A 24,280-nucleotide genomic window follows, 5' to 3' on the forward strand; every position below is an offset into this window, starting at 1 on the left:
GTCACGCCTGCGACAGCGCGGAAACGAACGCTGCGCCCGCTTCACGCGTACCCAGCGAGCCCCCAACATCGCGTGTGCATTGGCCGGCCGATATAGTGTTGGCAATCGTCTGTTCGATGGCCGCCGCGGCTTGCGAAAACTCCGGCTTGCCAGTCTTCTGGCCGTGCCAATTGAGCAGCATCGCCCCGGACAGAATCAACGAGATCGGATTGGCGATGTTCTGGCCCGCGATGTCTGGTGCAGATCGAGGCTCTTGCGAAAGTACATGGAAGGATTGATCTCTCCTCGCGCCTCATCCTTGAAATCATAGGTGGCCATGGGGCCCAACATCAGGCCGTCTGCCACCTTGACCTTGTCCAGCAGCGCGGGAGTGACCGTGGCGCCATGTTTCTTGAGGCTCTCATGGCCGGCAATATCGTGTTCAAACTGCAGGCCCAGCCCAAAGCGGCGCGACGCCGCCTCCAGCACATCGACGGCAACCGCCATGGTTTCGGGACCGATACCGTCGCCGGGAAGTACAACGATTTTCATGGGAATTATTCCTGTGTAATGAACGGCCGTACTTAATCGACCTGGACCCCGGTGCTTTTCACCAGGTTCTGATACTTGTCGGCTTCGCTGCGCACGAAGGCGGTAAATTCCTGCACCGTGTTCGGACGCACAGCCGCGCCGTCGCCTTCCAGTTTGGCCTTGATTGCAGGCTCCATAAGGATAGCGTTGAGCTTACTGTTGAGCTGTTCGATCACCGCGGCGGGTGTATGCGCGGGCGCGAATACGCCGCCCCACAGACTGAACTGGAAATCCGGTACGACGGTCTCGCTAATGGTGGGCACCGCAGGCAATATGGCCAATCGTTGCCGCGCCGACACGGCCAGCGCGCGCAGACGACCGCTAGCGATATGCGGCATCGCCGCCGATGCACTCGAGAAGAAGAAGCCCACGTGGCCACCGAGCAAGTCCGCCATGGCTTGGCCCGCGCCTTTGTAAGGTGCATGGATCATCTGTGTCTGCGTGCCCAGTGCCAGGGCCGCCGCAGCCAGATGGCCTGGCGTGGCTGTGCCCGAGGAAGCATAGGCCACGGTATCCGGCTTGGCTCGCGCGGCAGCGATCAGTGCACCCAGATCGGCATAGGGCGAATTGTCAGGCACGGCCAGCACCAAGGGAGAATCTCCCACGAGTATGACCGGCGCGAACTCGCGCAACGGATCGTAGCCCAGCGATTTCATGGCGTAAGGGTTGACCGCTATCTCACCGGTTTGACCCAACAGCAGCGTGTAGCCGTCTGCCGGCGCGCGCAACACCAGGCGCGACCCCAGCGCGCCCGAGGCGCCAGGGCGGTTTTCCACGATGAAGCTCTGCTTGAGCTCACTGCCCAGGCGCTCGGCCAGCAGCCGGGCAAAAACATCGCCCTGCCCGCCTGGGGCGTAGGGCACGATAATGCTCACCGGTCGTGACGGGTAGGCATCTGCGGCACGCACGGATGCGGTCAGCGCGCATGCCAGTCCGGCGCCCGCACCTTGCAACAGGCGGCGGCGCATGGGGCTGGCGGGAAATTGATTCTGCTGCATGTTGTCTCCTGTCGCTTGGGGCACGCCGTGTCAGTCCAACGCCATGCCCGATTGTTTGACCACGCCCTGCCACATCTGCAGCTCTGTTGCCAAGGCCTGACCAAAGTCGTCCGGTGTCCCCCGGATCGCTTGAGCACCCTCATGACGCAATCGGTCTGCGACCAGTTTGTCGGCCGCCGCGTCATTGATGGCCGCATTCAGCTTGCCGATGATGGCCGGCGGTGTGCCAGCCGGCGCGAGCACGCCCCACCAGGTCGTGATGTCGAAGTCGGCGATGCCGGATTCGGCCACCGTGGGCGTGTCCGGAAACAGCGGCGAACGCTCCTTGCCGGTGACGGCCAGCAGATCCATGCGCTGATCGCGGACTTGCGAAAGAATGGTCGGCACGGTAGCGAAGAACACTTGCACGCGACCAGCCAGCAAGTCGACCGTGGCCGGCCCGCTGCCCTTGTACGGCACATGCGTCATGGCCGCCTGCGTTTTCTGCTTGAACAACTCGCCGGCCAGGTGATTGATGCTGCCGTTGCCCGCCGAGCAGAAGTTCAGTTCGGCATCGGGCTTGGCCGCGAGCGTCCGCAAATCGGCAACGGATTTCAGTTTCAGATCCTTGGCGCTGACCACGAACAGCGGACCGCGGCCCAGCATCGCAATCGGTGTGAAGGACTTAATCACGTCATAGTTGGTACTGATTTCCGCCGCCGCATTGGTCACGAAGGTCGATGTCGCAAACAGCAGGGTATAACCATCGGGACGGGCATTGGCGACCAGCGTCGCGCCGATGGGGCCGCCTCCACAGCCCCGGTTCTCCACCACGACGGGCTGGCCCAATCTGTCCGACAGGGTCCGCGCTACATCGCGCGCAATACTGTCCGTTCCGCCTCCGGCAGAAAACGGGACCACCAACGTGATCGGGTGACTGGGGTAATCTTCCGCGCTGGCTGCGCCCGACACAAAAAACGTAGGCAATACCAAGGCCAGCCCCGCCAGCAAACGCTGCGGGCATATATTGAACTGCTTCATCGACTTGTCTCCGATCGATGGCTGCGCTTACCCCTGACGCAGCATCTTTAGGCGTTCCAGCAGGGCCTGGTGAATATGATGCCTTGCGGCATCCTGAGCACCCTGCACATCGCGAGCGCGTATGGCCTGCACGATGGCTTGGTGTTCATGGTGAGACCGGCTTGCCCGCTCAGGCGAGCTCAGCGTGCTGCGTCCGAGCAGGTAGGTGGTTTCCGTCAGAGACTGCAGTGAGCGCAACAGGTACCGGTTGTACGCCGCGCTATAGATCGCCTCGTGAAAACGCAGGTTCTGGGCGACAGGATCTCCGTGATCTCCCTCATCGAGCAAGGCCTGCATGTTGGCGATCTCGGCATCGGTGGCATGGCGCGCCGCGAAGGCAGCAGCGGCGCCTTCTAGTACCTCGCGCATGGAGTACAGCTCTCCGACCTCCTGCTGATCCATGGTCGTGACCACCAGCCCCCTGCCCGGCTCATGCGTGATCAAGCCCTCATCCTGGATGCGCTTGAGGGCTTCGCGTACGGGTGTTCGGCCGATGGCCAGCATATCGGCAACCTCTACCTCCCGCAGCCGATCGCTAGGCGTGAACATCCCGGCCAGGATGCGGCGCTTGATCTCGGTGTAGGCCGCGTGGGCCTGGGAATGACGCGCGGGAATAGGCATGGAGGTCTCGCTTGTTTTGTATATTTTTGCATACAAAAAAAGAACGCACAAGGAAACGCTGGCGATCCAAGTGGCGATGGGCCCGTGCCCATCGCCCGGTGCCGAGAGCATCGGAGCGACGCAATTCAGGCGCGACACACCAACCATTAACGTGAAAGGCTACCGTCACCAGCCCACAACTCGGCGCGGCAAACGCTATGCAGGATCACGGACACCAAAATAGGATAGGCGGGAGATCGCCGGCGATGGCCAAGCCAGACTGCATCAGCGCCCGTCCCGTGAGGGGCGCCGGATCAACATCGACACCCGCCCAGACCATACCGATCGGAAGCCCCCTCACGGCAACGCCTAAGAGGCGCTGCAGCACCGCCTTACGCTATCCGTGGCAGGCACCATGCTAGGCGCCGAACAAGTCTTCCACGAAGACACGGCTTCCCTGGCTGACGCTGATTTTCCGCTCAACGATGGCATGGATGCGGCAAAAGTGCTTCTCATAGGCCGCGAGCGCCTCGGACTGCGACAAATCCTTGCCCATCAGTTCGGCAAGCGCATCCACCGACACCCAGCCCACGCAGGGATCGCCCCCCCGATCGTCAAAGGCAAAAGCCACCCCTTTCGGGTTCGGACTGAACCGGGCGGTCTCATCAAACATTGGAAGGCTCCTTCACGGCGCGCCATGCCGGCGTGCGCAACCGCGGCACACCCGTTGCCGGGCATAACGTCATAGACCAGACAAACAGCGCCCCTGCCAATACCGTCTGCCTGAAAAGGCCGGCGCAACAAATAGGAAAGGGGCTAGTGAAATTTTCACTAGCCCCTTTTGTCTTTCTGGTCGGGACGGCGGGATTCGAACTCGCGACCCCTTGCACCCCATGCAAGTGCGCTACCAGGCTGCGCTACGCCCCGAAAGAGAACGAAACTATAGCAGAAAAAATTTGGCGATGCACGGATTACGTCACTTTTTTTCGAGGCAAGTGCATTTTTTTCTGAACTGCGTAATGAAGAAGCAGATTACACGCGACGAAACGTCAGATTGCTCAAGCGCTACGCATCTGCCCTGCTTGGCACGACCTCGCGCATGCGCCTGGCCATGTCGGTGTACCGCGGGAGTCTTCCTCCTGCACGTGTCGACGTGCGCGCAATCATGTTCCTGGCCAGGTTCGTTGCTACACTCGTGCGCTCGCACCGCCTGAGGTTCGAGCCCGTGTCCGCCGGGTCGAGCGACAAGGAGCGCCCGGAATTGGGAACGACGCAAATGGGACGTGGCCGTGCGCATGTGCTGGCCGTGCTGGCAGCAGTGGCCACCCTGGCCATGCTGCGGTGGCTGCTGCCTGAGGGCAGCATCGCGCCGCAGGCGATCGTCTCCGGTCATGTGAGCAATCTGGGGGCCAACTACCCGACCCAGTTGGGCACACTGCAGCGTCTGGGCCGAGCGCTCGAGCACGGCGAGGCGGTCGTGCTGCTGAGCTCGTCCGAGCTGACCAGCTCCGATCTGCGCTTCATACCCTACAACTTCCTCGGCAAGGAACTGGCCGCGCCTGTCACCGCCTACGGGCATGCCTACTTTCAATCGCTAGGCATGTACTTCCTGCTGGCGTCTCTGGAGGAAAAACTGTCTGCGCAATCGCGGGTCGTAATCATGGTCTCTCCAGGATGGTTCGATTCCCGCGGCCTGGATCGCGCAGCGTTCAAGGAACATGTACTGCCGTTACTGCCTCATCTTGTTCAGCGAGCAGATACGCGAGACGCCTTACTGCACTAGTGGCGCAAACGCGGCAATACAAATGTCGCAGTGGCGGCGGCAGTTGAGCTGGGCTATCAGGCGCGCAGCCGCGCCGAGCAGGCGCTGCACCATTGGATGGATCCGGTGCCAGCCGCCCCCTCGGCAGCACCCCAGGTCGGTTGGACACCTCAATCGGCCCACTGGCCGTCCCTGCACGAACAGGCTGAGAACACCGAGTTGGAGCTGATGGCGAATAACCCGTACGGGGTGCGCCAGGATTATCTCGACACCTTTCTACGGCACCTGACACCAGAGAGGATGAATGCCTACTCAACCGGCTATGATCCGGCTGCCGAACTGGCGGATCTCGAACGCCTGATGGCCTTGCTGGCACAACACCACGTTCGCAGCCTGTTGGTTCTGCAACCGCTCAATCCCCTGGTATATCGGGATCTGGACCGCTTCGAGCCTGCACGCCAGCATCTTCTGGCTCTTTGCACCCGCTATGCCATGCCTTGCATGGATATGTACGGTGCCCTGCCCTATGCCGTGGGCACGCTGCGTGATGGCCAGCATCTGGGTGAATTGGGCTGGCTGGCCGTGAGCCGGAAAATTACTGAGGTGATGGGCCAATGACTCGCTTACTGCGTCTTTATCTGCTCTATCTGGGAGTGGCGCTGACGCTGCTGCTGCTCAGCGACACCAATGCCAATCTCGGCCAGCCTGCCGCGATCGAATTCCAGTATCAACAGTTCTAGGCGGCGAATCCGCCAAAGAAAATCCCCGAAGCACGGATCGATATCCAGTCTTCGGGGATCGGCGCCACCCATCCGGCAACGCAGTGCCGCAAGGCACGGCTTAGTGCGCAGCCGGCTGATTGACTGCCAGACTCAAGCTTGCGGAAATATCATTCAACTCAGCACGCAAGGATTTCAGCTCGGTGGCTGACAGCCTTACTGCAGCTTCGGCGCTATCGTGCAACGCATCGCGCGTATCACCCAGGCGGTTACGTGCGCCGCTGATGGTAAAGCCCTGCTCATAAAGCAAAGAGCGGATACGGCGGATGAGCAGCACTTCATGGTGCTGGTAGTAGCGGCGGTTGCCGCGCCGCTTGACCGGTTTGAGCTGCGTGAACTCCTGCTCCCAGTACCGAAGCACGTGAGGCTTGACGCCACACAGATCGCTGACTTCCCCGATGGTGAAGTAGCGTTTGGCAGGGATGGGCGGTAGCGTGACAGTCGATTCAGGTTTCGTCATGGGTGAATTTTATGTCGCGTTACGTCAAAGGCCGTTAACAATTACCGACAAAGCGTATCACTCTGCCGAGTCATCATCATCGGAGACGTCCAAGGGGCCGCCACTTTGCTCGACGATGCTTTTCAGTTTCTGACTCGCATGAAACGTCACCACGCGCCGGGCGGCGATCGGGATGGTTTCTCCGGTCTTGGGATTGCGGCCGGGACGTGGCGGCTTATCCCGGACCTGGAAATTACCAAAGCCGGAGAGCTTGACCGAGTCGCCTCGCGCCAGCGCTTCGCGGATCTCTTCGAAGAAGGTGTCCACGATATCTTTGGCCTCGCGCTTATTAAGACCGACCCGCTCAAAGAGCAGTTCGGCCAGCTCGGCCTTGGTGAGCGTGCGCGGCTCGGCAAGCATAGCGGCGTTTCCCATGATCAAACCCGTTGACGCGCGCCGTGCGCGCTGACTAGGGCATCCTTGATGCGGCTGATGCACTCGGCGACCCGCGCCTCATCCAATGTAACCGCAGTGTCCTGGAGCCAGAAACGGAAAGCAAGGCTTTTCTCGGCCACCGGCTCTGCCTCGTGAGGCTTGTCGCGCCACACATCAAACAACTGGATATCCTGCACCACCGCCAGTTGCGGCTCGGCCTTGATCAGTGTGGCAACGGTATCCAGCATCGCCTGCAGTTGCACGGATTCGTCGACCCACAACGCCAGATCGCGCTGCACCACAGGCTGGCGCGAGAGCTCGCGCACCACCGGCAGCTCGCCCTGGGCCAGGGCCGTGACGTCCAGCTCGAAAACCACGGGCGCGTGAGCCAGATCGGCCTGGCGCGCCCACTGAGGATGCAACTCACCCACCCAGCCGACAAGCTGCCCGGCCAGTTCGATACGGGCGGCACGCCCCGGATGCATGGCCGGATGGCGCTCGGCGACAAAGCGCAGTTGGCTGGCTCGTTTGCCAAAGAGCGTCTCGACGTCCATTTTGACATCGAAGAAATCAACCTGACGGACAGGTTCACCCCATTGCTCTTCGCTGGCAGGACCCCAGGCCACGCCGGCCAGCTTCAACGGCTGCCGCACACCCGCCACTTCGAGCGGGCCGTCAGCCAATTGCGCGTCGCGCTGGAACACCCGCCCCAACTCGAACAGGCGCACACGCGATTGTTTACGATTGGCGTTGTGCCGCACGATGGCCACCAGGCCGGCGATCAGGCTCGAACGCATCACCGAAAGATGGCTGGCGATCGGATTGAGCAGGCGCACGGGGTTGTCATTGCCCGCGTAGTCACGCTCCCAGTCCGCTTGTACGAAACTGTAGTTGACCACTTCTTGATAGTCGCGCGCGGCCACGGCGCGCCGCATGGCATGCTGCCCATGGCGCACTTCCGGCTGTGCGTGCATCTTGGCACGCGCCACGGGCGGCACGCTGGGGATACGCTCGAAACCGTAGATGCGAGCGACTTCTTCGATCAGATCCTCTTCGATCTCGATATCAAAGCGATAGGAGGGCGGCGTGACAACGAAGTCATCTCCGTCGGCGGCAAACGCCAGGCCGAGGCGGCCAAAGATCTGTGCCACTTCTGCGTGCGAGACCGGCACGCCCAACACACGATGGCAGCGCGCCAGGCGCATGCGCACTGGCTCGCGCTTGGGCAGATTGATGATCTGATCGTCGACCGGTCCGGCCTGGCCGCCACAGATGTCCAGAATCAGCGCCGTGATGAGTTCGATATGCTCGGGGATGCTGCCGTAGTCGACACCACGCTCGAAGCGATGACTGGCCTCGGAGCTGAATTTGTAGCGACGCGCACGACCCGCGATGGCCCCCGGCCACCAGAACGCCGCCTCCAGATAGATATTGCGCGTATCGAGTGTTACTGCGGTGGCCTCGCCACCCATGATGCCAGCCATGCTCTCGACGATGGGACCGGCCGTGATCACGCCGACCTTTTCGTCCAATTCGACATGGGTGCCGCTGAGCAGCTCCAGGCGCTCGCCTTTCTTGGCCCAGCGCACGGTCAGATCGCCCTGAATCTTGTCCAGGTCAAAGACGTGCGAAGGACGCCCGACTTCGAGCATCACATAATTGGAAATATCCACCAGCGCCGAAACCGAGCGTTGACCGGCCCGTTCCAGGCGGGTCTTCATCCACTCCGGTGTCGCAGCGCGCGCATTCACACCTCGGATCACTCGGCCTGCGAAGCGGCCGCAGAGATCCGGCGCCTCGACATTCACGGCCAGCCGGTCGTCTATCGTAACGGCAACGGCAGCGGCCTGCGGCGCAGCCAGCGGCGCGCCAGTCAGCGCGGCCACTTCCCGCGCCACGCCCAGAATGGACAGACAATCCGCACGATTGGGCGTGAGCTTGAGCACGAACAGCGTGTCGTCCAGATCCAGGGCCTGGCGAATGTCCGTGCCGGGTTTGAGGTCAGCAGATAGTTCCAACAAACCGCCGTGGTCCTGCGACAGACCCAGCTCGCGCGCCGAGCACAGCATGCCCGAGGAGGCCACACCGCGCATCTTGGCCACGCCTATCTTCATGCCGCCAGGCAGTTCCGCACCCACGCGGGCCAGGGGCACCACGAGACCGGCGGCAGCGTTGGGTGCGCCGCAGACGATTTGCAGCAACGCGCCACTGCCGTCATCGACCTGGCACACGCGCAGTTTGTCAGCGTCCGGGTGCGGAGCGATTTCCGCGATACGGGCCACCACCACACCGCTGAATGCCGGCGCGGCGGAATGGGTCTCTTCGACTTCCAGCCCCGCCATGGTGAGCTGATGCGCGAGTTCTTCGGTGGCGATGGCCGGATTGACCAGCGTGCGCAGCCAGGATTCGGAAAATTGCATGATCAGCCGTATTTATTCGTTGAACTGGCGCAGGAAGCGCAAATCGCCTTCGTAGAACTGCCGCAGGTCATTGACGCCATAACGCAGCATGGTCAGGCGCTCCAGGCCGGAGCCGAAGGCAAAGCCGATGTAGCGTTCAGGGTCCAGACCGAAGTTGCGTACCACCTGCGGATGCACCTGGCCCGAACCGGATATTTCCAGCCACCGGCCACGATTCGGGCCGGAGGTGAACATCATGTCGATTTCGGCCGACGGTTCCGTGAACGGGAAGAAGGACGGCCTGAAGCGCACGACCAGATCATCGCTTTCGAAGAAGCACCGCAGGAAATCGGTATAGACGCCCTTGAGGTCGGCAAAGGAAATATCCTCTGCGATCCACAGCCCCTCGACCTGATGAAACATGGGAGAGTGGGTGGCATCGCTGTCGACCCGATAGGTACGCCCGGGAGCGATGACCTTGATTGGCGGCTTGTGCATGCGTGCATAACGCACCTGCATGGGGCTGGTGTGCGTACGCAGCAACAGCGGCAAACCGTCGACGTCCTGCATGTCGACGTAAAAGGTATCCTGCATGGACCGTGCGGGATGATCCAGGGGATTATTCAGCGCGGTGAAATTGGTCCAGTCGTTCTCGACCTCGGGGCCGTCGGCCACATCAAAGCCTATGGAGCGGAAGATCGCTTCCACGCGTTCCCAGGTGCGGATCACCGGATGAATGCCACCCACCGCACGGCCTCGGCCGGGCAAAGTGACATCGATGGTTTCCGAAGCAAGTCGAGCATCCAGCTCAGCCTGCGCCAGTTGAGCGCGGCGGGCATTGAGCAGTTCTTCGACCTTTTGCTTGGCCTGATTGATACGGGCGCCGGCTTCACGCTTGGCGGCAGGATCGAGTTGCGCCAGGAACTTGAGCAGCACGGTCAGCGCGCCCTCTTTGCCCAGAAAACGCGCTTTCGCGTTTTCGAGCGCGGCCGCGTCAGTGGCGGCAGCGAATCGTTCTTGCGCCTGGGAAACCAGGTCGTCAACCGGTAGAGTCATGAAAATTAGCCTTCAAAACGCAAACGGGGCCCATCGAGCCCCGTTTGCAGCGATCCGCGATGAATGACGCGATCAGGCAGCCAACGCAGCCTTGGCTTGTTGCACGATGGCGGCAAAGCCGGCCTTGTCGCGCACGGCCAGATCGGCCAGCACCTTGCGGTCGAGTTCGATCGCAGCCTTTTTCAGACCGGCGATGAACACGCTGTAGCTCAGACCCTGTTCACACACAGCGGCGTTGATACGGGTGATCCACAGAGCGCGGAAGGTACGCTTCTTGTTGCGACGGTCACGATAGGCGTATTGACCTGCACGCATGACCGCTTGCTTGGCAATGCGGAATACGTTGCCACGACGGCCGCGGTAACCCTTGGCGGCGGAGATGACTTTCTTGTGACGGGCACGGGCGGTAACGCCACGTTTAACGCGAGGCATAGTAGATCTCCCTTATCAAGCGAAAGGCATCATCGCCTTGACGGAGGCGATGTTGGTTTCATGGACCGCAGCCGAACCGCGCAGTTGGCGCTTGTTCTTGGTGGTCTTCTTGGTCAGGATGTGACGCTTGAATGCCTGACCGCGCTTGATGGAGCCGCTGCCGCGGACCTGAAAGCGCTTGGCAGCGCTTTTCTTGGTCTTCATCTTGGGCATGATGATTCCTAAAACAGTTTGTTGATGTACATGACAACAGGTGTTCGAGCCGCCCAAGAGGCTTCGACCCGACGCTTGGCAAACCTGCGCCACTTCTTTGTTTTCCGACGTATCCCTGCGGCCAGACATTGCTGCCCGTTTAGGGCTGCTGCCATTTTCATGGCAACGACCACGATTGCCGCTGGTTTTTTTACCCTGGGAAGCGTTTGTCGACACGTCGACAATCCACTGCCGCAAAGCGTTGCCACCCACACCAAAAACGGGCGACAACGCAACCCAGATCAAAAGTGCGCAAGGCAAATACCGGAAAGCCTTTGATTATATGGCGATTTCCCAGGACTTGTCGAGTTGCTTTGCCCAAATGCCACAATGAACGCAAGACTAGGGATGGCCGAGCGTCTTTTTATGCGCCCGCATTTGTCAGGCGGCCTTGCCCAGATCCCGAAACTGCAACGCTTCGGCCAGATGCCGCCGTCCTATCCGGCCGTCGCCAGCCAAGTCGGCCACGCTGCGAGCTACCCGCAACACCCTTTGACTGGCACGCGCCGAGCCGCCCAGACGTCGCATGGCCTGCACGAACCACTTTCGCGTACCGTCGTCCAGCCCGGCATGCCGGACCAGCGCCTCGCCTTGCAACTGTGCATTGAGGCAAGCCTGCCGCTGCCATTGCACACGGCGGCAAGCGTGCACCCGCTCGCGGATCACGCTGGAGGCCTCCCCGGACGGGCCACCCAGGCAATCCGGGTCGACCGCCGGCAACCAGAGATGCAAATCAATACGGTCACGCAGCGGCCCGCCTATGCGCTCGCCGTAGCGAGCAACCTGCTGCGGCGAACAGCGGCATGCCCGGGTCGGATGACCACGCCAGCCGCAGGGGCAAGGATTCATGGCCGCCACCAGTTGAAACCGCGCGGGAAAACACAATCGCCCCGACGCGCGCGATAGGCTGACCTCACCGGACTCCAGCGGCTCGCGCAGGGCTTGCAGGGCGCGGCGCTCGAATTCGGGCAGCTCATCCAGAAACAACACTCCTTGGTGAGCCAGCGAGATTTCTCCCGGCCTGGGTGGCGACCCCCCACCCACGAGCGCGGCAGCGGTGGCCCCGTGATGCGGCGACCGAAACGGCGGCAAGCCGAAAGGCGGATCCGCCAACCCCGCCAGACGGGCGATTGCCGCGGCCTCCAATGCCGCGGCATCGTCCAGCGCCGGCAACAACCCGGGCAGCCGTTGCGCCAGCATGCTTTTGCCCGCACCGGGCGGGCCGCACATCAGCAGGCTGTGCCCACCGGCAGCGGCGATCTCCAGAGCTCGGCGCGCGAGCGGCTGACCACGAACGTCGGACAGGCAAGGCCCGGCGACAAGCGGCGGGCGGGCGGCGGCCTGGGCCACGGGCAGCTCGGCCAGCCCAGCCAGATGCGCGGCAACCTCGGCGAGCCCTCTGGCCGCCAAAACCTTCAACCCTGGCACACGGGCCGCCTGCGCGGCGCTGGCCTCGGGCAAAATGAGCACCGCAGCCTCGGGGGCTCGTGCGACTCCGAGCGCGAGCGCAAGAGCATCGGCAACGGGCACCAGAGCACCTGATAAGGACAATTCGCCGACCAGCACCAGCCCATCGGTTGCCTGGGCGGGAGCGACCTGGCCGGACGCCATGAGGATGCACAAGGCAATTGGCAGATCGAAGCGTGACGACGCCTTGGGAAGATCGCCCGGCGACAGATTGATCGTCACCCGCCCCGCAGGAAACTCGAACCCGCTGTTGACGATGGCCGCCCGCACCCGCTCGCGGCTCTCGCGCACTTCGAGATCAGGCAGACCGACAATACTGAAAGCAGGCAGGCCGGCCCCCAGATGAGCCTCGACACGCACCGACGGCGTCTGCAGGCCAGCAAGGGCTCGGCTGTTGAGCATGGCGAGCGACATGAGGCAAACGGGCAAAACCACCAGTCTGCCGCGTGCTGGCGGAGTATGGCACCGCGCCGCGCTGCCGCTCTCCCTTGCGAGTTACCGCAAGACAGCGCCCTGCCCGCCCCCGCTCAGTGGTTTATTCGCGGGGCGCTTCGCCGGCCAGCGTATTGACCCGCGCCTCCAGTTGCTGGAGCTGGGCCGACAATTGGTCGATGCGCGTGCGGGCGCGCGCCAGCAACTCGGTCTGCACGTCGAACTCTTCACGCGTGATGAGGTCTAGGCGAGCAAACCCCTGGGTCAGCATTGCGCGCACATTTCGCTCCACGTCCGCAGCAGGGCTGCGGGCGATGAGGTCCGATACATTCTTCTGCAGGTCTTCCATCCATTGGGTACGGTTCATAGTGCCCTCATTGAAACAGTCATACCCGGAGTGTAAGACCTCCAGGCGAAAAAAATGGTTCATCGAGGAATACCGGGGAATGCAGACCGGATCTTGAGGAAGAAGTACTCCTGATCGCGGTAGCCGTAGGCGCGGCGCTTGATGACTTTGATGGTGTTGTTGATGCCCTCGACGATGCTGGTGTTGAGCCGGTGGCGACAGCGAGACAGAATCCCGTGCAGATAGGCTTTTAGCTTGAGCGCGAAGTGAGCCAAGGCGGCGATGCCGCTGCCCCGAGCCTGTTGCAGCCAGTGATCCCATGCCTGGCGGGCGTAGCCGGGGTGTTGGTAGAACCACAGCTGTTTGAGCTCATCGCGCATCAGATAAGCGGTGAGCAAGGGCTGGTTGGCCTGGAGCAACTCGTCCAACTTTACCGATTGGCACGGATCGAGGTTTTTGCGATTGCGCAGCAGTAGCCAGCGACTGGACTTGATCACCCGGCGGGCCGGCTTGTCGTGCCGCAACTGGTTCGCTTGGTCTACACGCACCCGGTCTATCACTTCACGGCCGTACTTGGCCACGACGTGGAACAGGTCGTAGACGATCTCGGCGTTGGGGCAGTTGGCCTGGATCTCCAGCTCATAGGCCGTCGTCATGTCGATCGCTACGGCCCGGATCTGCTGGGCAACCCCAGTTGGCAGTTGTTCGAAGAAGGCTCTGGCCGTCTCGCGCGAGCGGCCATCACCGATCCATAGCACCTGACGGCGGATCGGATCGACAACGACCGTGGCATAACGATGGCCCTTGTGTAGAGCGAACTCGTCCATCGCTAGGTAGTGGATCTGGCTCCAGTCCGGCTCTTGGATCGCCCGTCGCAGCAGGGCCTTGTCCAGCGCCTTGACCGTGTGCCAACCCAGTTGGAAGAAGCGCGCCACGGCCAGAATGTTGCTGGACTCAAGCAACTGGCTGACCGCCTCGGCCAGCCGGTCGGTCACTCGCTGGTAACGGCCCAGCCAGCTCAGCCTCTCCAGATGCGGTCCACCGCACTGCTCGCACCAGACCCGCCGACGCGGCACTACCAGCGTCACTCGCAGCGCCATTAGCGGCAGATCCCGCACCCGGCGCGTGGTCGTCTCATGCACCTGCCGACATCGGTTGCCGCAGTGCTCGCAGTGCATCGTTCGCGCTGAAGGCTTCAGGTAAATCGTGACCGTCCGGCTCTCACCTTCAGGCCACACGACCCGCTCCACCCGATAACCTTCCCACCCACCCAACCTCTCGATCGTCTTGCGGTCCAGCATGATCCCGGCCTTGATCCTTGAAAAATCAAGGATCAAGCGTAACGGCAATCAAGCACGGCTCCACGCTATTCCGCGATGAACCAAAAAAAAGGTTCATCGAGGAATACCGGGGAATGCAGACCGGATCTTGAGGAAGAAGTACTCCTGATCGCGGTAGCCGTAGGCGCGGCGCTTGATGACTTTGATGGTGTTGTTGATGCCCTCGACGATGCTGGTGTTGAGCCGGTGGCGACAGCGAGACAGAATCCCGTGCAGATAGGCTTTTAGCTTGAGCGCGAAGTGAGCCAAGGCGGCGATGCCGCTGCCCTGAGCCTGTTGCAGCCAGTGATCCCATGCCTGGCGGGCGTAGCCGGGGTGTTGGTAGAACCACAGCTGTTTGAGCTCATCGCGCATCAGATAAGCGGTGAGCAAGGGCTGGTTGGCCTGGAGCAACTCGTCCAACTTTACCGATTGGCACGGATCGAGGTTTTTGCGATTGCGCAGCAGTAGCCAGCGACTGGACTTGATCACCCGGCGGGCCGGCTTGTCGTGCCGCAACTGGTTCGCTTGGTCTACACGCACCCGGTCTATCACTTCACGGCCGTACTTGGCCACGACGTGGAACAGGTCGTAGACGATCTCGGCGTTGGGGCAGTTGGCCTGGATCTCCAGCTCATAGGCCGTCGTCATGTCGATCGCTACGGCCCGGATCTGCTGGGCAACCCCAGTTGGCAGTTGTTCGAAGAAGGCTCTGGCCGTCTCGCGCGAGCGGCCATCACCGATCCATAGCACCTGACGGCGGATCGGATCGACAACGACCGTGGCATAACGATGGCCCTTGTGTAGAGCGAACTCGTCCATCGCTAGGTAGTGGATCTGACTCCAGTCCGGCTCTTGGATCGCCCGTCGCAGCAGGGCCTTGTCCAGCGCCTTGACCGTGTGCCAACCCAGTTGGAAGAAGCGCGCCACGGCCAGAATGTTGCTGGACTCAAGCAACTGGCTGACCGCCTCGGCCAGCCGGTCGGTCACTCGCTGGTAACGGCCCAGCCAGCTCAGCCTCTCCAGATGCGGTCCACCGCACTGCTCGCACCAGACCCGCCGACGCGGCACTACCAGCGTCACTCGCAGCGCCATTAGCGGCAGATCCCGCACCCGGCGCGTGGTCGTCTCATGCACCTGCCGACATCGGTTGCCGCAGTGCTCGCAGTGCATCGTTCGCGCTGAAGGCTTCAGGTAAATCGTGACCGTCCGGCTCTCACCTTCAGGCCACACGACCCGCTCCACCCGATAACCTTCCCACCCACCCAACCTCTCGATCGTCTTGCGGTCCAGCATGATCCCGGCCTTGATCCTTGAAAAATCAAGGATCAAGCGTAACGGCAATCAAGCACGGCTCCACGCTATTCCGCGATGAACCAAAAAAAAGCGGCCCGGAGACGGCGCCGCCTTTCAAAGCACAGGAGAAAAACGGCATCGCCAAAGCGGCGACTCCGGGCCAGCCGCCCTAGACCGGCCCACATGACGGTGCGAAAACCGATTGCCGCGACCTTCACACCGAGGCGGGCCTGTTGCAGGGCCCGCACTGAATTGATTCTTCATTAGCTACGGCCCCGCAACAAGCGACTAGCTGTAATCCGGCGTTTCAAACATGACAAAGCATGCCGGCCGATGGGCATCTACGTGGTATCCGCTGCCATGCTGGCCACCACCCCGCCAAGGCGCCTGACCCGGCCAGCAAGGCTCCGGCAGGCCAACGCGGGGCGCCAGCCCGCCAGCCATCCACCGACGCGCTGCGCCATCTAGCTGTGAAGATTCAATAGGTTGTATGCATGGTTCATCCGAACCGGATTTGAGAAACTGGAAATCGCCAACCCCCCAGTTCACTCAAGGAGCCCGGCCGGATGAACACCCATAAGCATGCCCGATTGACCTTCCTACGTCGCCTCGAAATGGTCCAGCAATTGATCGCCCATCAAGTTTGTGTGCCTGAAGCGGCCCGCGCCTATGGGGTCACCGCGCCGACTGTGCGCAAATGGCTGGGCCGCTTTCTGGCTCAGGGCCAGGCGGGCTTGGCCGATGCGTCCTCGCGCCCGACGGTCTCGCCCCGAGCGATTGCGCCGGCCAAGGCGCTGGCTATCGTGGAGCTGCGCCGCAAGCGGCTGACCCAAGCGCGCATCGCCCAGGCGCTGGGCGTGTCAGCCAGCACCGTCAGCCGCGTCCTGGCCCGCGCCGGTCTGTCGCACCTGGCCGACCTGGAGCCGGCCGAGCCGGTGGTGCGCTACGAGCATCAGGCCCCCGGCGATCTGCTGCACATCGACATCAAGAAGCTGGGACGTATCCAGCGCCCTGGCCACCGGGTCACGGGCAACCGACGCGATACCGTTGAGGGGGCCGGCTGGGACTTCGTCTTCGTGGCCATCGATGACCACGCCCGCGTGGCCTTCACCGACATCCACCCCGACGAGCGCTTCCCCAGCGCCGTCCAGTTCCTCAAGGACGCAGTGGCCTACTACCAGCGCCTGGGCGTGACCATCCAGCGCTTGCTCACCGACAATGGCTCGGCCTTTCGCAGCCGCGCCTTCGCCGCGCTGTGCCATGAGCTGGGCATCAAGCACCGCTTTACCCGACCTTACCGCCCACAGACCAATGGCAAGGCCGAACGCTTCATCCAGTCGGCCTTGCGTGAGTGGGCTTACGCTCACACCTACCAGAACTCCCAACACCGAGCCGATGCCATGAAATCCTGGCTACACCACTACAACTGGCATCGACCCCACCAAGGCATCGGGCGCGCTGTACCCATCTCCAGACTCAACCTGGACGAATACAACCTATTGACAGTTCACAGCTAGCCCAGCAATTTGCAACACTTCTACGGCCCCCCCGGCACCGCATCACCCATCATCGCCGCATGCAAGGTGCGCAAAGCTTGCGCACTGCATTGATGCGAAATGCTCGCACATACGCACTGCTTTGGTGCCAACGCGCAACGGCGGTGCCTCCCAAAGCGGTTTCCTCGCCCAGGCACCGGGACAGAAAAGGTGGCATGGAACTTGCTTCAATCTCCATGCCCACGTGCAACCATGAGAGGAATAAGCCATGAAACTTGTCATCGCCATCATCAAGCCATTCAAGCTGGACGAAGTGCGGGTGGCGCTGTCCGGGATCGGTGTCCAGGGTCTGACTGTCACTGAAGTCAAGGGCTTCGGACGCCAGAAAGGTCACACCGAGCTCTACCGCGGCGCGGAGTACGCCGTTGATTTTCTGCCCAAGCTGCGGGTCGAGGCCGCAGTACCCGACCACCTCGTCGACCAGGTCGTCGAAGCGATCGAGCAAGCAGCCCGCACCGGCAAGATCGGGGACGGAAAGATCTTCACCGCTGCGCTGGAGCAAGTCATTCGCATCCGCACCGGTGAGGCCGGCGAAGCCGCCCTCTGAGAACGAACGCAAGAAAAAGAATCAAGACCCTATTGGAGCCATGAAAAATGGATAAAGCGGATATCTCCTGGTTGATGGTGTCGACCCTGCTCGTGCTGATGATGGCCGTGCCGGGTTTGGCCCTGTTCTACGGTGGCCTGGTGCGTAGCAAGAACGTGTTGTCGGTTCTCATGCAGGTGTTGTGCGCCTTCGTGCTGGCCGTCGTGCTGTGGTTCATTTACGGCTACTCCTTGGCCTTTACCGAAGGCAACGCCTTCTTCGGCGGACTGTCGCGGGCTTTCTTCTCCGGCATGTTCACTGTGACAGACGGCAAATATGCGATGTCGGCCACGCTGACCGAGCTGCTGTTCGCTTCCTTCCAGGCAACATTCGCGGGCATCACCTGCGCGCTGATCGTCGGCAGCTTTGCCGAACGCGCTCGCTTCTCGGCGGTGCTGCTGTTCACGGTGATCTGGTTCACGTTTGCCTACATCCCCATCGCACACATGGTCTGGTTTGCCTCCGAGACGGCCCCTGGTCTGCTCAATGCTCATGGGGCGCTAGACTTCGCAGGCGGTACCGTCGTGCACATCAACGCTGGCGTAGCCGGCCTGGTGGGTGCCCACGTGATCGGCAAGCGCGTGGGCTACGGCCGTGAAGCGATACAGCCGCACAACCTGCCCATGACCTATACCGGCGCGATGTTGCTGTGGGTGGGCTGGTTCGGCTTCAACGCCGGTTCGGCCTTGGCCGCCAACGAAACGGCCACCCTGGCCTTCTTCAACACCATGATCGCCACTGCTGCGGCCGTGTTGGCCTGGGTCGCTACGGAATGGTCCATCAAGGGCAAGCCTTCCGTTCTGGGCGCAGCCTCGGGTGCTGTCGCGGGCCTGGTCGGCATCACTCCCGCGGCCGGTCTGGTCGGTCCCATGGGCGCCTTCATCATCGGCGTGGTCGCCGGCGTGATCTGCGTCTGGGGCGTCAATGGCCTCAAGCGTATGCTGCGTGCCGACGATGCGCTGGACGTCTTTGGCGTACATGGAGTGGGCGGCATCATCGGCGCCCTGCTCACCGGTGTGTTCAACGCCAAGGCGCTCGGCGGCCCGGGCCTGGACAGCACGTCGCTCATTTTGGGCCAAGTTTGGGTCCAGCTCGAAAGCATCCTGCTGACCATCGTCTGGTCCGGTGTGGTTGCCTTCGTTGCCTACAAAATCGCCAATGCCGTGTTTGGTCTGCGCGTACCGGAAGATCAAGAGCGCGAAGGGCTGGATGTCACCAGCCACGGTGAATCGGCCTATCACAGCTGATCTACCTGCGCAGCCGGCCCCGTCGGCTGCCATGACACCACAACGGCGTCCTCCGGGACGCCGTTGTGCATTATCGAAAGCCAGCACGCATCCACGTTGCCCGACCCGCCCCCGCAATATTCTTTTTCGATCTCGAGGGGATAGCCTCGTCCTGCCCACGCCTCCGAAGTCATCGACGGACGTGATGTCCCGCTGGCATTGGCTGAATCATTGCCGATCACTCACTTGGGGCCGCTGCCGCCGCCTGGATGGCGGCTGCGGTATGCGAGATATCTGGCAGTTGCCAGCCTTCGTGCTGGCAACCCCGACCGGTCTGGCGGCAGCGCTAGGGGCTGCGCCACGATCGCCCACCGGCCGCACCGCCTGTGCAACAGGCTCAGGCCTGATCGTGCACTTCACCCAAGTAGGCAGCGCGCACCTTGGGGTCGTCCAGCATGCCACGCGCCGGACCTGTCAATGTGATCTCACCTGACTCCATCACGTAGCCGCGATCGGCGTGCTCCAACGCCAGCCGGGCGTTCTGCTCGATGAGCAAAATGGTCACGCCTTGCGCAGCAATGCTGCGCACCACTTCGAAGACCTTGTCCACCATGAGCGGTGCCAGCCCCATGGATGGCTCATCGAGCAAAAGCAGCTTGGGACGCGCAATCATTGCCCGTCCCATGGCCACCATCTGCTGCTCGCCGCCCGACAGCGTGCCGGCGGCCTGGCGACGGCGCTCAGCCAACCGCGGAAAGAGCGCAAACACTTTTTCCGTGTCCTCGCGCACCTGCTGGGCATCTCGACGCACATAAGCGCCCATGGCAAGATTTTCTTCGATAGTCAATTGCCCGAAAATGCCACGCCCTTCAGGGACCATCACCAGGCCGCGCCGCACGAGCTCAAAGGACTTTGCTCCCGTGATGGGCTGCCCCTCATAGTGAATCTCGCCAGCGGCAGCCGGCACCAGGCCGCAGATGGCCCGCAGCGTGGTGCTTTTTCCGGCGCCGTTGGCGCCAATCAGGCAGACCAGCTCGCCAGTCTGAACATGTAGATCAATACCGCGAACGGCACGAATGCCGCCATAAGCCACTTCCAGGCCGCGTAGTTCAAGCAAGGCCTGCGTCATGAAGGCTGCTCCGTTGAAAGATGCAACAAGGGATCCGTGGCCGCTCCCGCACCCAGGTAGGCTTCGATGACCTTGGGATCTCGCTGGACGTCGGCAGGCCGCCCCATCGACAACACCTTGCCGTACTCCAGCACGAGTACGCGATCGCACAACCCCATGACCAGCTTCATATCGTGCTCGATGAGCAGCACGGTGATGCCGTCGTCGCGGATTTTCTCGATCAGCTGGCGCAGCACCAACGTCTCGGAGGCGTTCATGCCGGCAGCCGGTTCGTCAAGGGCCAACAGTCTAGGATCGGTGGCCAGCGCGCGCGCGATCTCGAGTCGGCGCTGGTCTCCATAGGGAAGAGAGCGGGCGAGGTCATTGGCACGCGGGCCGATGCCGACGTAGTCGAGCAACTCATGCGCGCGCTGCTCAATGGCCGCCTCTTCGATGCGCTGCGCGCGGGACCGAAATACCGCTCCGAGCACGCCGCAGCGCGTGCGGGCATGCCTGCCAATCATCACGTTCTCGATCGCGCTCAGGTTCGCAAAGAGCCGGATATTCTGAAACGTGCGCGCCAATCCGGCCTGCGCGACTTGGTGCGGTTTGCTACCTACAATGGACAGTCCATTGAACTCGCAGCGGCCTTCCTCTGGCACATACAGCCCGGTGAGCACATTGAACAACGTCGTCTTGCCGGCGCCGTTGGGCCCGATCAAGCCGTAGATCTCACCCGCCTCGATATCGAAACTCACATCGGTCAGGGCGCGCAAACCACCGAACCGCTTGCCCAGGCCCTGAGCTTGCAACAGCTTGCTCATGCCGCACCTCCTCGCCCAGTGGAGGCGAGTTCACGCTTGCGTACCGCCGACGGCCATAGCCCCGCCGGCCGGAACAGCATCACGCACACCATGGCCAGACCGAAGAGCAACATGCGTATGCCCTCGGGGTCCAGCACCACCGAGCCAAACAGGAAATTCTGCGCAGGCTCGACCACCGCACGCAGAAACTCGGGCAACGCGGCCAGAATGATGGCCCCGAGAATGACGCCGGCGATATTGCCCATGCCGCCCAGCACCACCATGCAAAGGACGGAAATGGACTCCGTCAGGCTGAAACTCTCGGGACTGACAAAGCCCTGCATCGACGCGAACAGTGCACCGGCCACACCGCCGAAGGACGCGCCCATCGCGAAAGCCAGAAGCTTGATATTGCGTGTATTGATCCCCATGGCCTTGGCCGCGATTTCGTCCTCGCGGATGGCTTCCCATGCGCGCCCGATGCGTGAGTTCTGCAGGCGTGCGCAGACCAACACTATGATCAGCGTCAGCAGGACCAGCAAATAGTAGTATTTCTCAGGCCCAGTCAGGCGCAAGCCAAAAAGGGTCTCCGTCCGCCCGAAATTGAAATCACCGATTTTGAAAGGATCGATTCGGTTGATGCCCTGCGGACCATTGGTGATATTGATCGGTGCATTCAGGTTGTTGAGGAAGATGCGAATGATCTCGCCGAACCCCAAGGTCACGATAGCCAGGTAGTCCCCGCGCAGCTTCAGGGTGGGCGCGCCCAGCATTACCCCGAAGAGGCAGGCCAGCAGCAACGCGATGGGCAGAATGGCCCAAAACGGCAGATGCAGACCGAAGTGCGGTGAGGCCAGCAAAGCCCAGGTATAGGCACCCACGGCGTAAAACGCGATGTAACCCAAATCCAGCAGGCCGGCAAAACCCACTACGATGTTCAGACCCAGCGCCAGCATCACATACAGAAGCGCAAAGTTCAGAATACGCACCCAGCTCTGACCGGCCATGCCCAGTACGAAGGGCAGCACGGCCAGCACCACACCGATCAACACGATGCCCAGCAAGGTGGAGACAGGAATTTTTCTGGTGCTCATGCGCGGTCTCCCACACGTTCGCCCAGCAGACCCGAGGGACGGAAAATCAACACCAGCACCAGAACGATAAAGGCAAATACATCCTGATAGTGGCTGCCCAGGAAGCCGCCAGTCAGATCTCCGATGTAGCCCGAACCCAGCGCCTCGATCACACCCAGCAGCAGGCCTCCCGCCATGGCGCCAACCAGATTGCCAATGCCGCCCAGCACCGCTGCCGTGAACGCCTTGAGCCCAAGCATGAATCCCATGGTGTACTGCGACACGCCGTAATAGGTCGTGACCATCATGCCCGCCACGGCCGCGAGCGCCGAACCGATGAGGAAGGCCGCCGAGATCACGGTGTTGATATTCACCCCCATCAGGCCGGCGACCTCGCGGTTCTGTGCCGTGGCACGCATCGCCGTGCCCAGACGGGTTTTGTGCACGACAAGCAGCAAGGCGCCCATAATGAGCGCGGCGATCACGACGATGGCGATCTGCAGCGTGCTCATGCGCGCGCCAAAGATGTCGAGCACCTCAGGAGCAAGAATCTGGGGAAAATTGAGGTAATTGCGACCCCACACCATCATGGCCAGGTTCTGCAGGATGATGGACACCCCGATGGCCGTGATGAGCGCCGCCAGGCGCGGGGCGCGGCGCAGCGGCCGGTAGGCCACGCGCTCGGCGGTCCAGCCCACCGCCATGCAAAGCGGCACCGAAACCAGCAAGCCCAGCCCGAGTACGGCGAAGGCAGACATATTGGCGTCGGCGCCGACCAGGGAGGCAGCAATCATGGTGGCCGTCATCGCGCCGATCATGACCACATCACCATGCGCAAAATTGATCAAGCCAATGATGCCATACACCATCGTGTAGCCCAGCGCGACGAGAGCATAGACGCTACCCAGCGTCAGGCCATTGATGAGTTGTTGAATGAAGATATCCATACTACCCGCGGAAAAGAAGGGCGGAAAAGCCGTCACGGCAGGGACGGGCCTGGATGAGCCCCGCCGGGCGAGAAGCCGCGCCCGGCGGGCGACGCATCGAAGCGCCGCCTGATCAGGATTACTGTGCCTGGCTGACCATGGTCTCGACCATTTCCCACTTACCATTCTTGACCTGGTAGAGGGTGACCGAAATTTCCTTCAGATCGCCATTGGCGTCGTAGGCGATGTGCTCGCTGGTCGCGCCCTTGCGGTTGAGCTTGGCCAGTTCTGGCAGGTACTTCTCCGGCTTGGCCGAACCGGCATGTTCGATGGCGGTGATCATGTTCCACGCACCGTCATAGGCATACGGCGCATAGACACCAGGGGCCTTCTTGAAGCGCGTCTGGTAGCGCTGCGCAAAATCCTTGCCAGCGCTCATTTTGTCCAGCGGCACGCCCGCCAGCGATGCGTACGTACCTTCTGCCGCATCACCGGCCAGCTTGATGAAGGTATCGCTGCGCGTCATTTCACCGGAAACCAGCGGTGCCTTCAGGCCCAGCGTCTGCATTTGCCGCTTCATGGGGCCAGACTGCGCATCGAGGCCGCCGTAGAAAATCGCGTCCGGAGCGACACCCTTGATGTTGGTCAGAATGGAGGTGAAGTCGTTGGCCTTGTCCGTGGTGTACTCGCGGCGCACGATCTGGCCGCCGGCCGCTTTCACGGCCTTCTCGACCTCGTCAGCCAGACCCTGGCCATAAGCCGTGCGGTCGTCGATCAATGCCACCTTCTTGGCATGAAGCTTGTCCACCATGAATTTGCCCACCGCCCCACCCTGCTGGGTGTCGCTGGTCATCATGCGGAAAGTCGTCTCGTAACCCTGTTTGGTGTATTCGGGCGACGTGGCCATGGAAATCTGCGGCAGGCCGGCATCGTGATAAACGCGCGAGGCCGGAATGGTCGTGCCGGAATTGAAGTGCCCAAGAATGCCGTTGACGTCCTCGTCCACCAATTGTTGTGCAACCTGCACGGCCACACGCGCATCGGCCTGGTCGTCACGCGACACCAGCACGAATTTGACCGGCTTACCGTCAACCTTGACGCCCTTCTGGTTGGCTTCTTCGAGGGCTAGCGTCAGCCCGTTCTGCATGTCTTCGCCGTAGTGCGACTGCGGTCCGGTCAGTGGCGCGGCGAAGCCGAACTTGATATCAGCGGCCTGAGCCACGCTGGTGAGGCAGGCGGCGGCGATACCCGCGGCCAGCAGCTTGATGGGGGTGCGCAACGTCATGATTTCCTCCGTGATGACGACTGAATCTGGCTTTCTTCAACCACGCTTGTGACGCGGGTGAGCTTGTTGTCCCCAC

Annotated in this window: 27 protein-coding genes and 1 tRNA gene; 6 read left to right on the top strand and 22 right to left on the bottom strand. The window is 61.9% G+C overall.

What is annotated here, in order from left to right; all coding sequences use genetic code 11:
* Window position 1 precedes the first annotated feature (1 nt).
* From LK440_RS10480 to LK440_RS10510, 7 genes are all read right to left on the bottom strand, one after another.
* Window positions 2-199 carry a hypothetical protein gene (locus LK440_RS10480; protein ID WP_032826432.1) on the bottom strand — a complete coding sequence of 66 codons (198 nt, stop codon included), beginning with the start codon at window positions 197-199 and terminating at the stop codon, window positions 2-4.
* Window positions 196-531, bottom strand: coding sequence for an isocitrate/isopropylmalate family dehydrogenase (locus LK440_RS10485; RefSeq protein WP_017685461.1), 336 nt, complete (start codon window positions 529-531; stop codon window positions 196-198). Before LK440_RS10485 ends, LK440_RS10480 begins: the two co-directional genes overlap by 4 nt.
* A gap of 32 nt (window positions 532-563) precedes the next feature.
* Window positions 564-1,568, bottom strand: a complete 1,005-nt coding sequence (locus tag LK440_RS10490; protein WP_005012887.1) for a Bug family tripartite tricarboxylate transporter substrate binding protein — start codon at window positions 1,566-1,568, stop codon at window positions 564-566.
* 30 nt (window positions 1,569-1,598) lie between these two features.
* Window positions 1,599-2,588, bottom strand: coding sequence for a tripartite tricarboxylate transporter substrate binding protein (locus LK440_RS10495; protein ID WP_005012885.1), 990 nt, complete (start codon window positions 2,586-2,588; stop codon window positions 1,599-1,601).
* A 27-nt stretch (window positions 2,589-2,615) separates the two neighbouring features.
* Window positions 2,616-3,248, bottom strand: coding sequence for a GntR family transcriptional regulator (locus LK440_RS10500; protein WP_370510749.1), 633 nt, complete (start codon window positions 3,246-3,248; stop codon window positions 2,616-2,618).
* 397 nt (window positions 3,249-3,645) lie between these two features.
* Window positions 3,646-3,900, bottom strand: a complete 255-nt coding sequence (locus LK440_RS10505; protein ID WP_005012882.1) for a hypothetical protein — start codon at window positions 3,898-3,900, stop codon at window positions 3,646-3,648.
* A gap of 177 nt (window positions 3,901-4,077) precedes the next feature.
* Window positions 4,078-4,154 (bottom strand) — tRNA-Pro (locus LK440_RS10510).
* A gap of 127 nt (window positions 4,155-4,281) precedes the next feature.
* Here LK440_RS10510 and LK440_RS10515 point away from each other — a divergent pair.
* The 3 genes from LK440_RS10515 to LK440_RS17890 are packed head-to-tail and all read left to right on the top strand — an operon-like array spanning window position 4,282 to window position 5,729.
* Window positions 4,282-5,010: a D-alanyl-lipoteichoic acid biosynthesis protein DltD gene (locus LK440_RS10515; protein WP_017685460.1), complete on the top strand. Its 729-nt coding sequence runs from the start codon at window positions 4,282-4,284 to the stop codon at window positions 5,008-5,010.
* Between the two features lie 30 nt (window positions 5,011-5,040).
* On the top strand, window positions 5,041-5,607 hold the full coding sequence (locus LK440_RS10520) for a D-alanyl-lipoteichoic acid biosynthesis protein DltD (RefSeq protein WP_017685459.1): 567 nt from the start codon (window positions 5,041-5,043) through the stop codon (window positions 5,605-5,607).
* On the top strand, window positions 5,604-5,729 hold the full coding sequence (locus tag LK440_RS17890) for a hypothetical protein (RefSeq protein WP_005012879.1): 126 nt from the start codon (window positions 5,604-5,606) through the stop codon (window positions 5,727-5,729). Before LK440_RS10520 ends, LK440_RS17890 begins: the two co-directional genes overlap by 4 nt.
* 100 nt (window positions 5,730-5,829) lie before the next feature.
* Here the strand turns inward: LK440_RS17890 and LK440_RS10525 are convergent, their stop codons facing one another.
* The 10 genes from LK440_RS10525 to LK440_RS10570 all read right to left on the bottom strand — a co-directional run bounded on the left by LK440_RS10525 (window position 5,830) and on the right by LK440_RS10570 (window position 15,641).
* Window positions 5,830-6,228, bottom strand: coding sequence for a MerR family transcriptional regulator (locus tag LK440_RS10525; protein WP_005012873.1), 399 nt, complete (start codon window positions 6,226-6,228; stop codon window positions 5,830-5,832).
* Window positions 6,229-6,285: 57 nt separating this feature from the next.
* The gene (locus LK440_RS10530) at window positions 6,286-6,627 is read right to left on the bottom strand and encodes an integration host factor subunit alpha (protein ID WP_005012872.1); all 342 of its coding nucleotides are present in this window, start codon (window positions 6,625-6,627) and stop codon (window positions 6,286-6,288) included.
* A 17-nt stretch (window positions 6,628-6,644) separates the two neighbouring features.
* Window positions 6,645-9,062, bottom strand: coding sequence for a phenylalanine--tRNA ligase subunit beta (pheT, locus tag LK440_RS10535; RefSeq protein ID WP_005012871.1), 2,418 nt, complete (start codon window positions 9,060-9,062; stop codon window positions 6,645-6,647).
* Window positions 9,063-9,074: 12 nt separating this feature from the next.
* Entirely contained in the window at window positions 9,075-10,097 is a 1,023-nt protein-coding gene (gene pheS, locus LK440_RS10540) for a phenylalanine--tRNA ligase subunit alpha (protein ID WP_005012870.1), read from the bottom strand.
* 72 nt (window positions 10,098-10,169) lie between these two features.
* Window positions 10,170-10,529, bottom strand: a complete 360-nt coding sequence (gene rplT, locus LK440_RS10545) for a 50S ribosomal protein L20 (RefSeq protein ID WP_005012869.1) — start codon at window positions 10,527-10,529, stop codon at window positions 10,170-10,172.
* Between the two features lie 15 nt (window positions 10,530-10,544).
* On the bottom strand, window positions 10,545-10,742 hold the full coding sequence (gene rpmI, locus LK440_RS10550) for a 50S ribosomal protein L35 (protein ID WP_005012868.1): 198 nt from the start codon (window positions 10,740-10,742) through the stop codon (window positions 10,545-10,547).
* 420 nt (window positions 10,743-11,162) lie between these two features.
* On the bottom strand, window positions 11,163-12,662 hold the full coding sequence (locus LK440_RS10555) for a YifB family Mg chelatase-like AAA ATPase (RefSeq protein ID WP_005012866.1): 1,500 nt from the start codon (window positions 12,660-12,662) through the stop codon (window positions 11,163-11,165).
* A gap of 121 nt (window positions 12,663-12,783) precedes the next feature.
* Complete coding sequence (locus tag LK440_RS10560; protein WP_005012863.1) at window positions 12,784-13,047, bottom strand: accessory factor UbiK family protein; 264 nt, start codon at window positions 13,045-13,047, stop codon at window positions 12,784-12,786.
* A gap of 59 nt (window positions 13,048-13,106) precedes the next feature.
* Window positions 13,107-14,327: an ISL3 family transposase gene (locus LK440_RS10565; protein ID WP_005012861.1), complete on the bottom strand. Its 1,221-nt coding sequence runs from the start codon at window positions 14,325-14,327 to the stop codon at window positions 13,107-13,109.
* Window positions 14,328-14,420: 93 nt separating this feature from the next.
* On the bottom strand, window positions 14,421-15,641 hold the full coding sequence (locus LK440_RS10570; RefSeq protein WP_005011985.1) for an ISL3 family transposase: 1,221 nt from the start codon (window positions 15,639-15,641) through the stop codon (window positions 14,421-14,423).
* Between the two features lie 566 nt (window positions 15,642-16,207).
* On the opposite strand from LK440_RS10570, the gene LK440_RS10575 reads away from it, so the two are divergent.
* From LK440_RS10575 to amt, 3 genes are all read left to right on the top strand, one after another.
* A complete protein-coding gene (locus LK440_RS10575; RefSeq protein WP_005012067.1) occupies window positions 16,208-17,158 on the top strand; it encodes an IS481-like element IS481 family transposase in 951 nt (316 codons plus the stop codon).
* A 247-nt stretch (window positions 17,159-17,405) separates the two neighbouring features.
* The gene (locus LK440_RS10580) at window positions 17,406-17,744 is read left to right on the top strand and encodes a P-II family nitrogen regulator (RefSeq protein WP_005012854.1); all 339 of its coding nucleotides are present in this window, start codon (window positions 17,406-17,408) and stop codon (window positions 17,742-17,744) included.
* A gap of 47 nt (window positions 17,745-17,791) precedes the next feature.
* Entirely contained in the window at window positions 17,792-19,030 is a 1,239-nt protein-coding gene (gene amt, locus LK440_RS10585; protein ID WP_005012853.1) for an ammonium transporter, read from the top strand.
* A 376-nt stretch (window positions 19,031-19,406) separates the two neighbouring features.
* Here amt and LK440_RS10590 read toward each other — a convergent pair whose 3' ends face one another.
* From LK440_RS10590 to LK440_RS10610, 5 genes are read right to left on the bottom strand one after another with little or no spacing between them, the layout of a single operon-like run.
* A complete protein-coding gene (locus LK440_RS10590; RefSeq protein WP_005012851.1) occupies window positions 19,407-20,138 on the bottom strand; it encodes an ABC transporter ATP-binding protein in 732 nt (243 codons plus the stop codon).
* Window positions 20,135-20,941, bottom strand: a complete 807-nt coding sequence (locus LK440_RS10595) for an ABC transporter ATP-binding protein (protein ID WP_005012850.1) — start codon at window positions 20,939-20,941, stop codon at window positions 20,135-20,137. Before LK440_RS10595 ends, LK440_RS10590 begins: the two co-directional genes overlap by 4 nt.
* Window positions 20,938-22,014, bottom strand: a complete 1,077-nt coding sequence (locus LK440_RS10600; protein ID WP_005012848.1) for an ABC transporter permease subunit — start codon at window positions 22,012-22,014, stop codon at window positions 20,938-20,940. Before LK440_RS10600 ends, LK440_RS10595 begins: the two co-directional genes overlap by 4 nt.
* Complete coding sequence (locus tag LK440_RS10605) at window positions 22,011-23,105, bottom strand: branched-chain amino acid ABC transporter permease (RefSeq protein WP_406564572.1); 1,095 nt, start codon at window positions 23,103-23,105, stop codon at window positions 22,011-22,013. The genes LK440_RS10600 and LK440_RS10605 overlap by 4 nt, the downstream gene beginning before the upstream one ends.
* On the bottom strand, window positions 23,059-24,204 hold the full coding sequence (locus tag LK440_RS10610) for a branched-chain amino acid ABC transporter substrate-binding protein (RefSeq protein ID WP_005012844.1): 1,146 nt from the start codon (window positions 24,202-24,204) through the stop codon (window positions 23,059-23,061). Before LK440_RS10610 ends, LK440_RS10605 begins: the two co-directional genes overlap by 47 nt.
* Window positions 24,205-24,280: the final 76 nt, after the last annotated feature.

It is taken from the genome of Bordetella holmesii (genome assembly GCF_020735985.1).
In the GTDB taxonomy this organism is placed as follows: Bacteria; Pseudomonadota; Gammaproteobacteria; order Burkholderiales; family Burkholderiaceae_B; genus Bordetella; species Bordetella holmesii.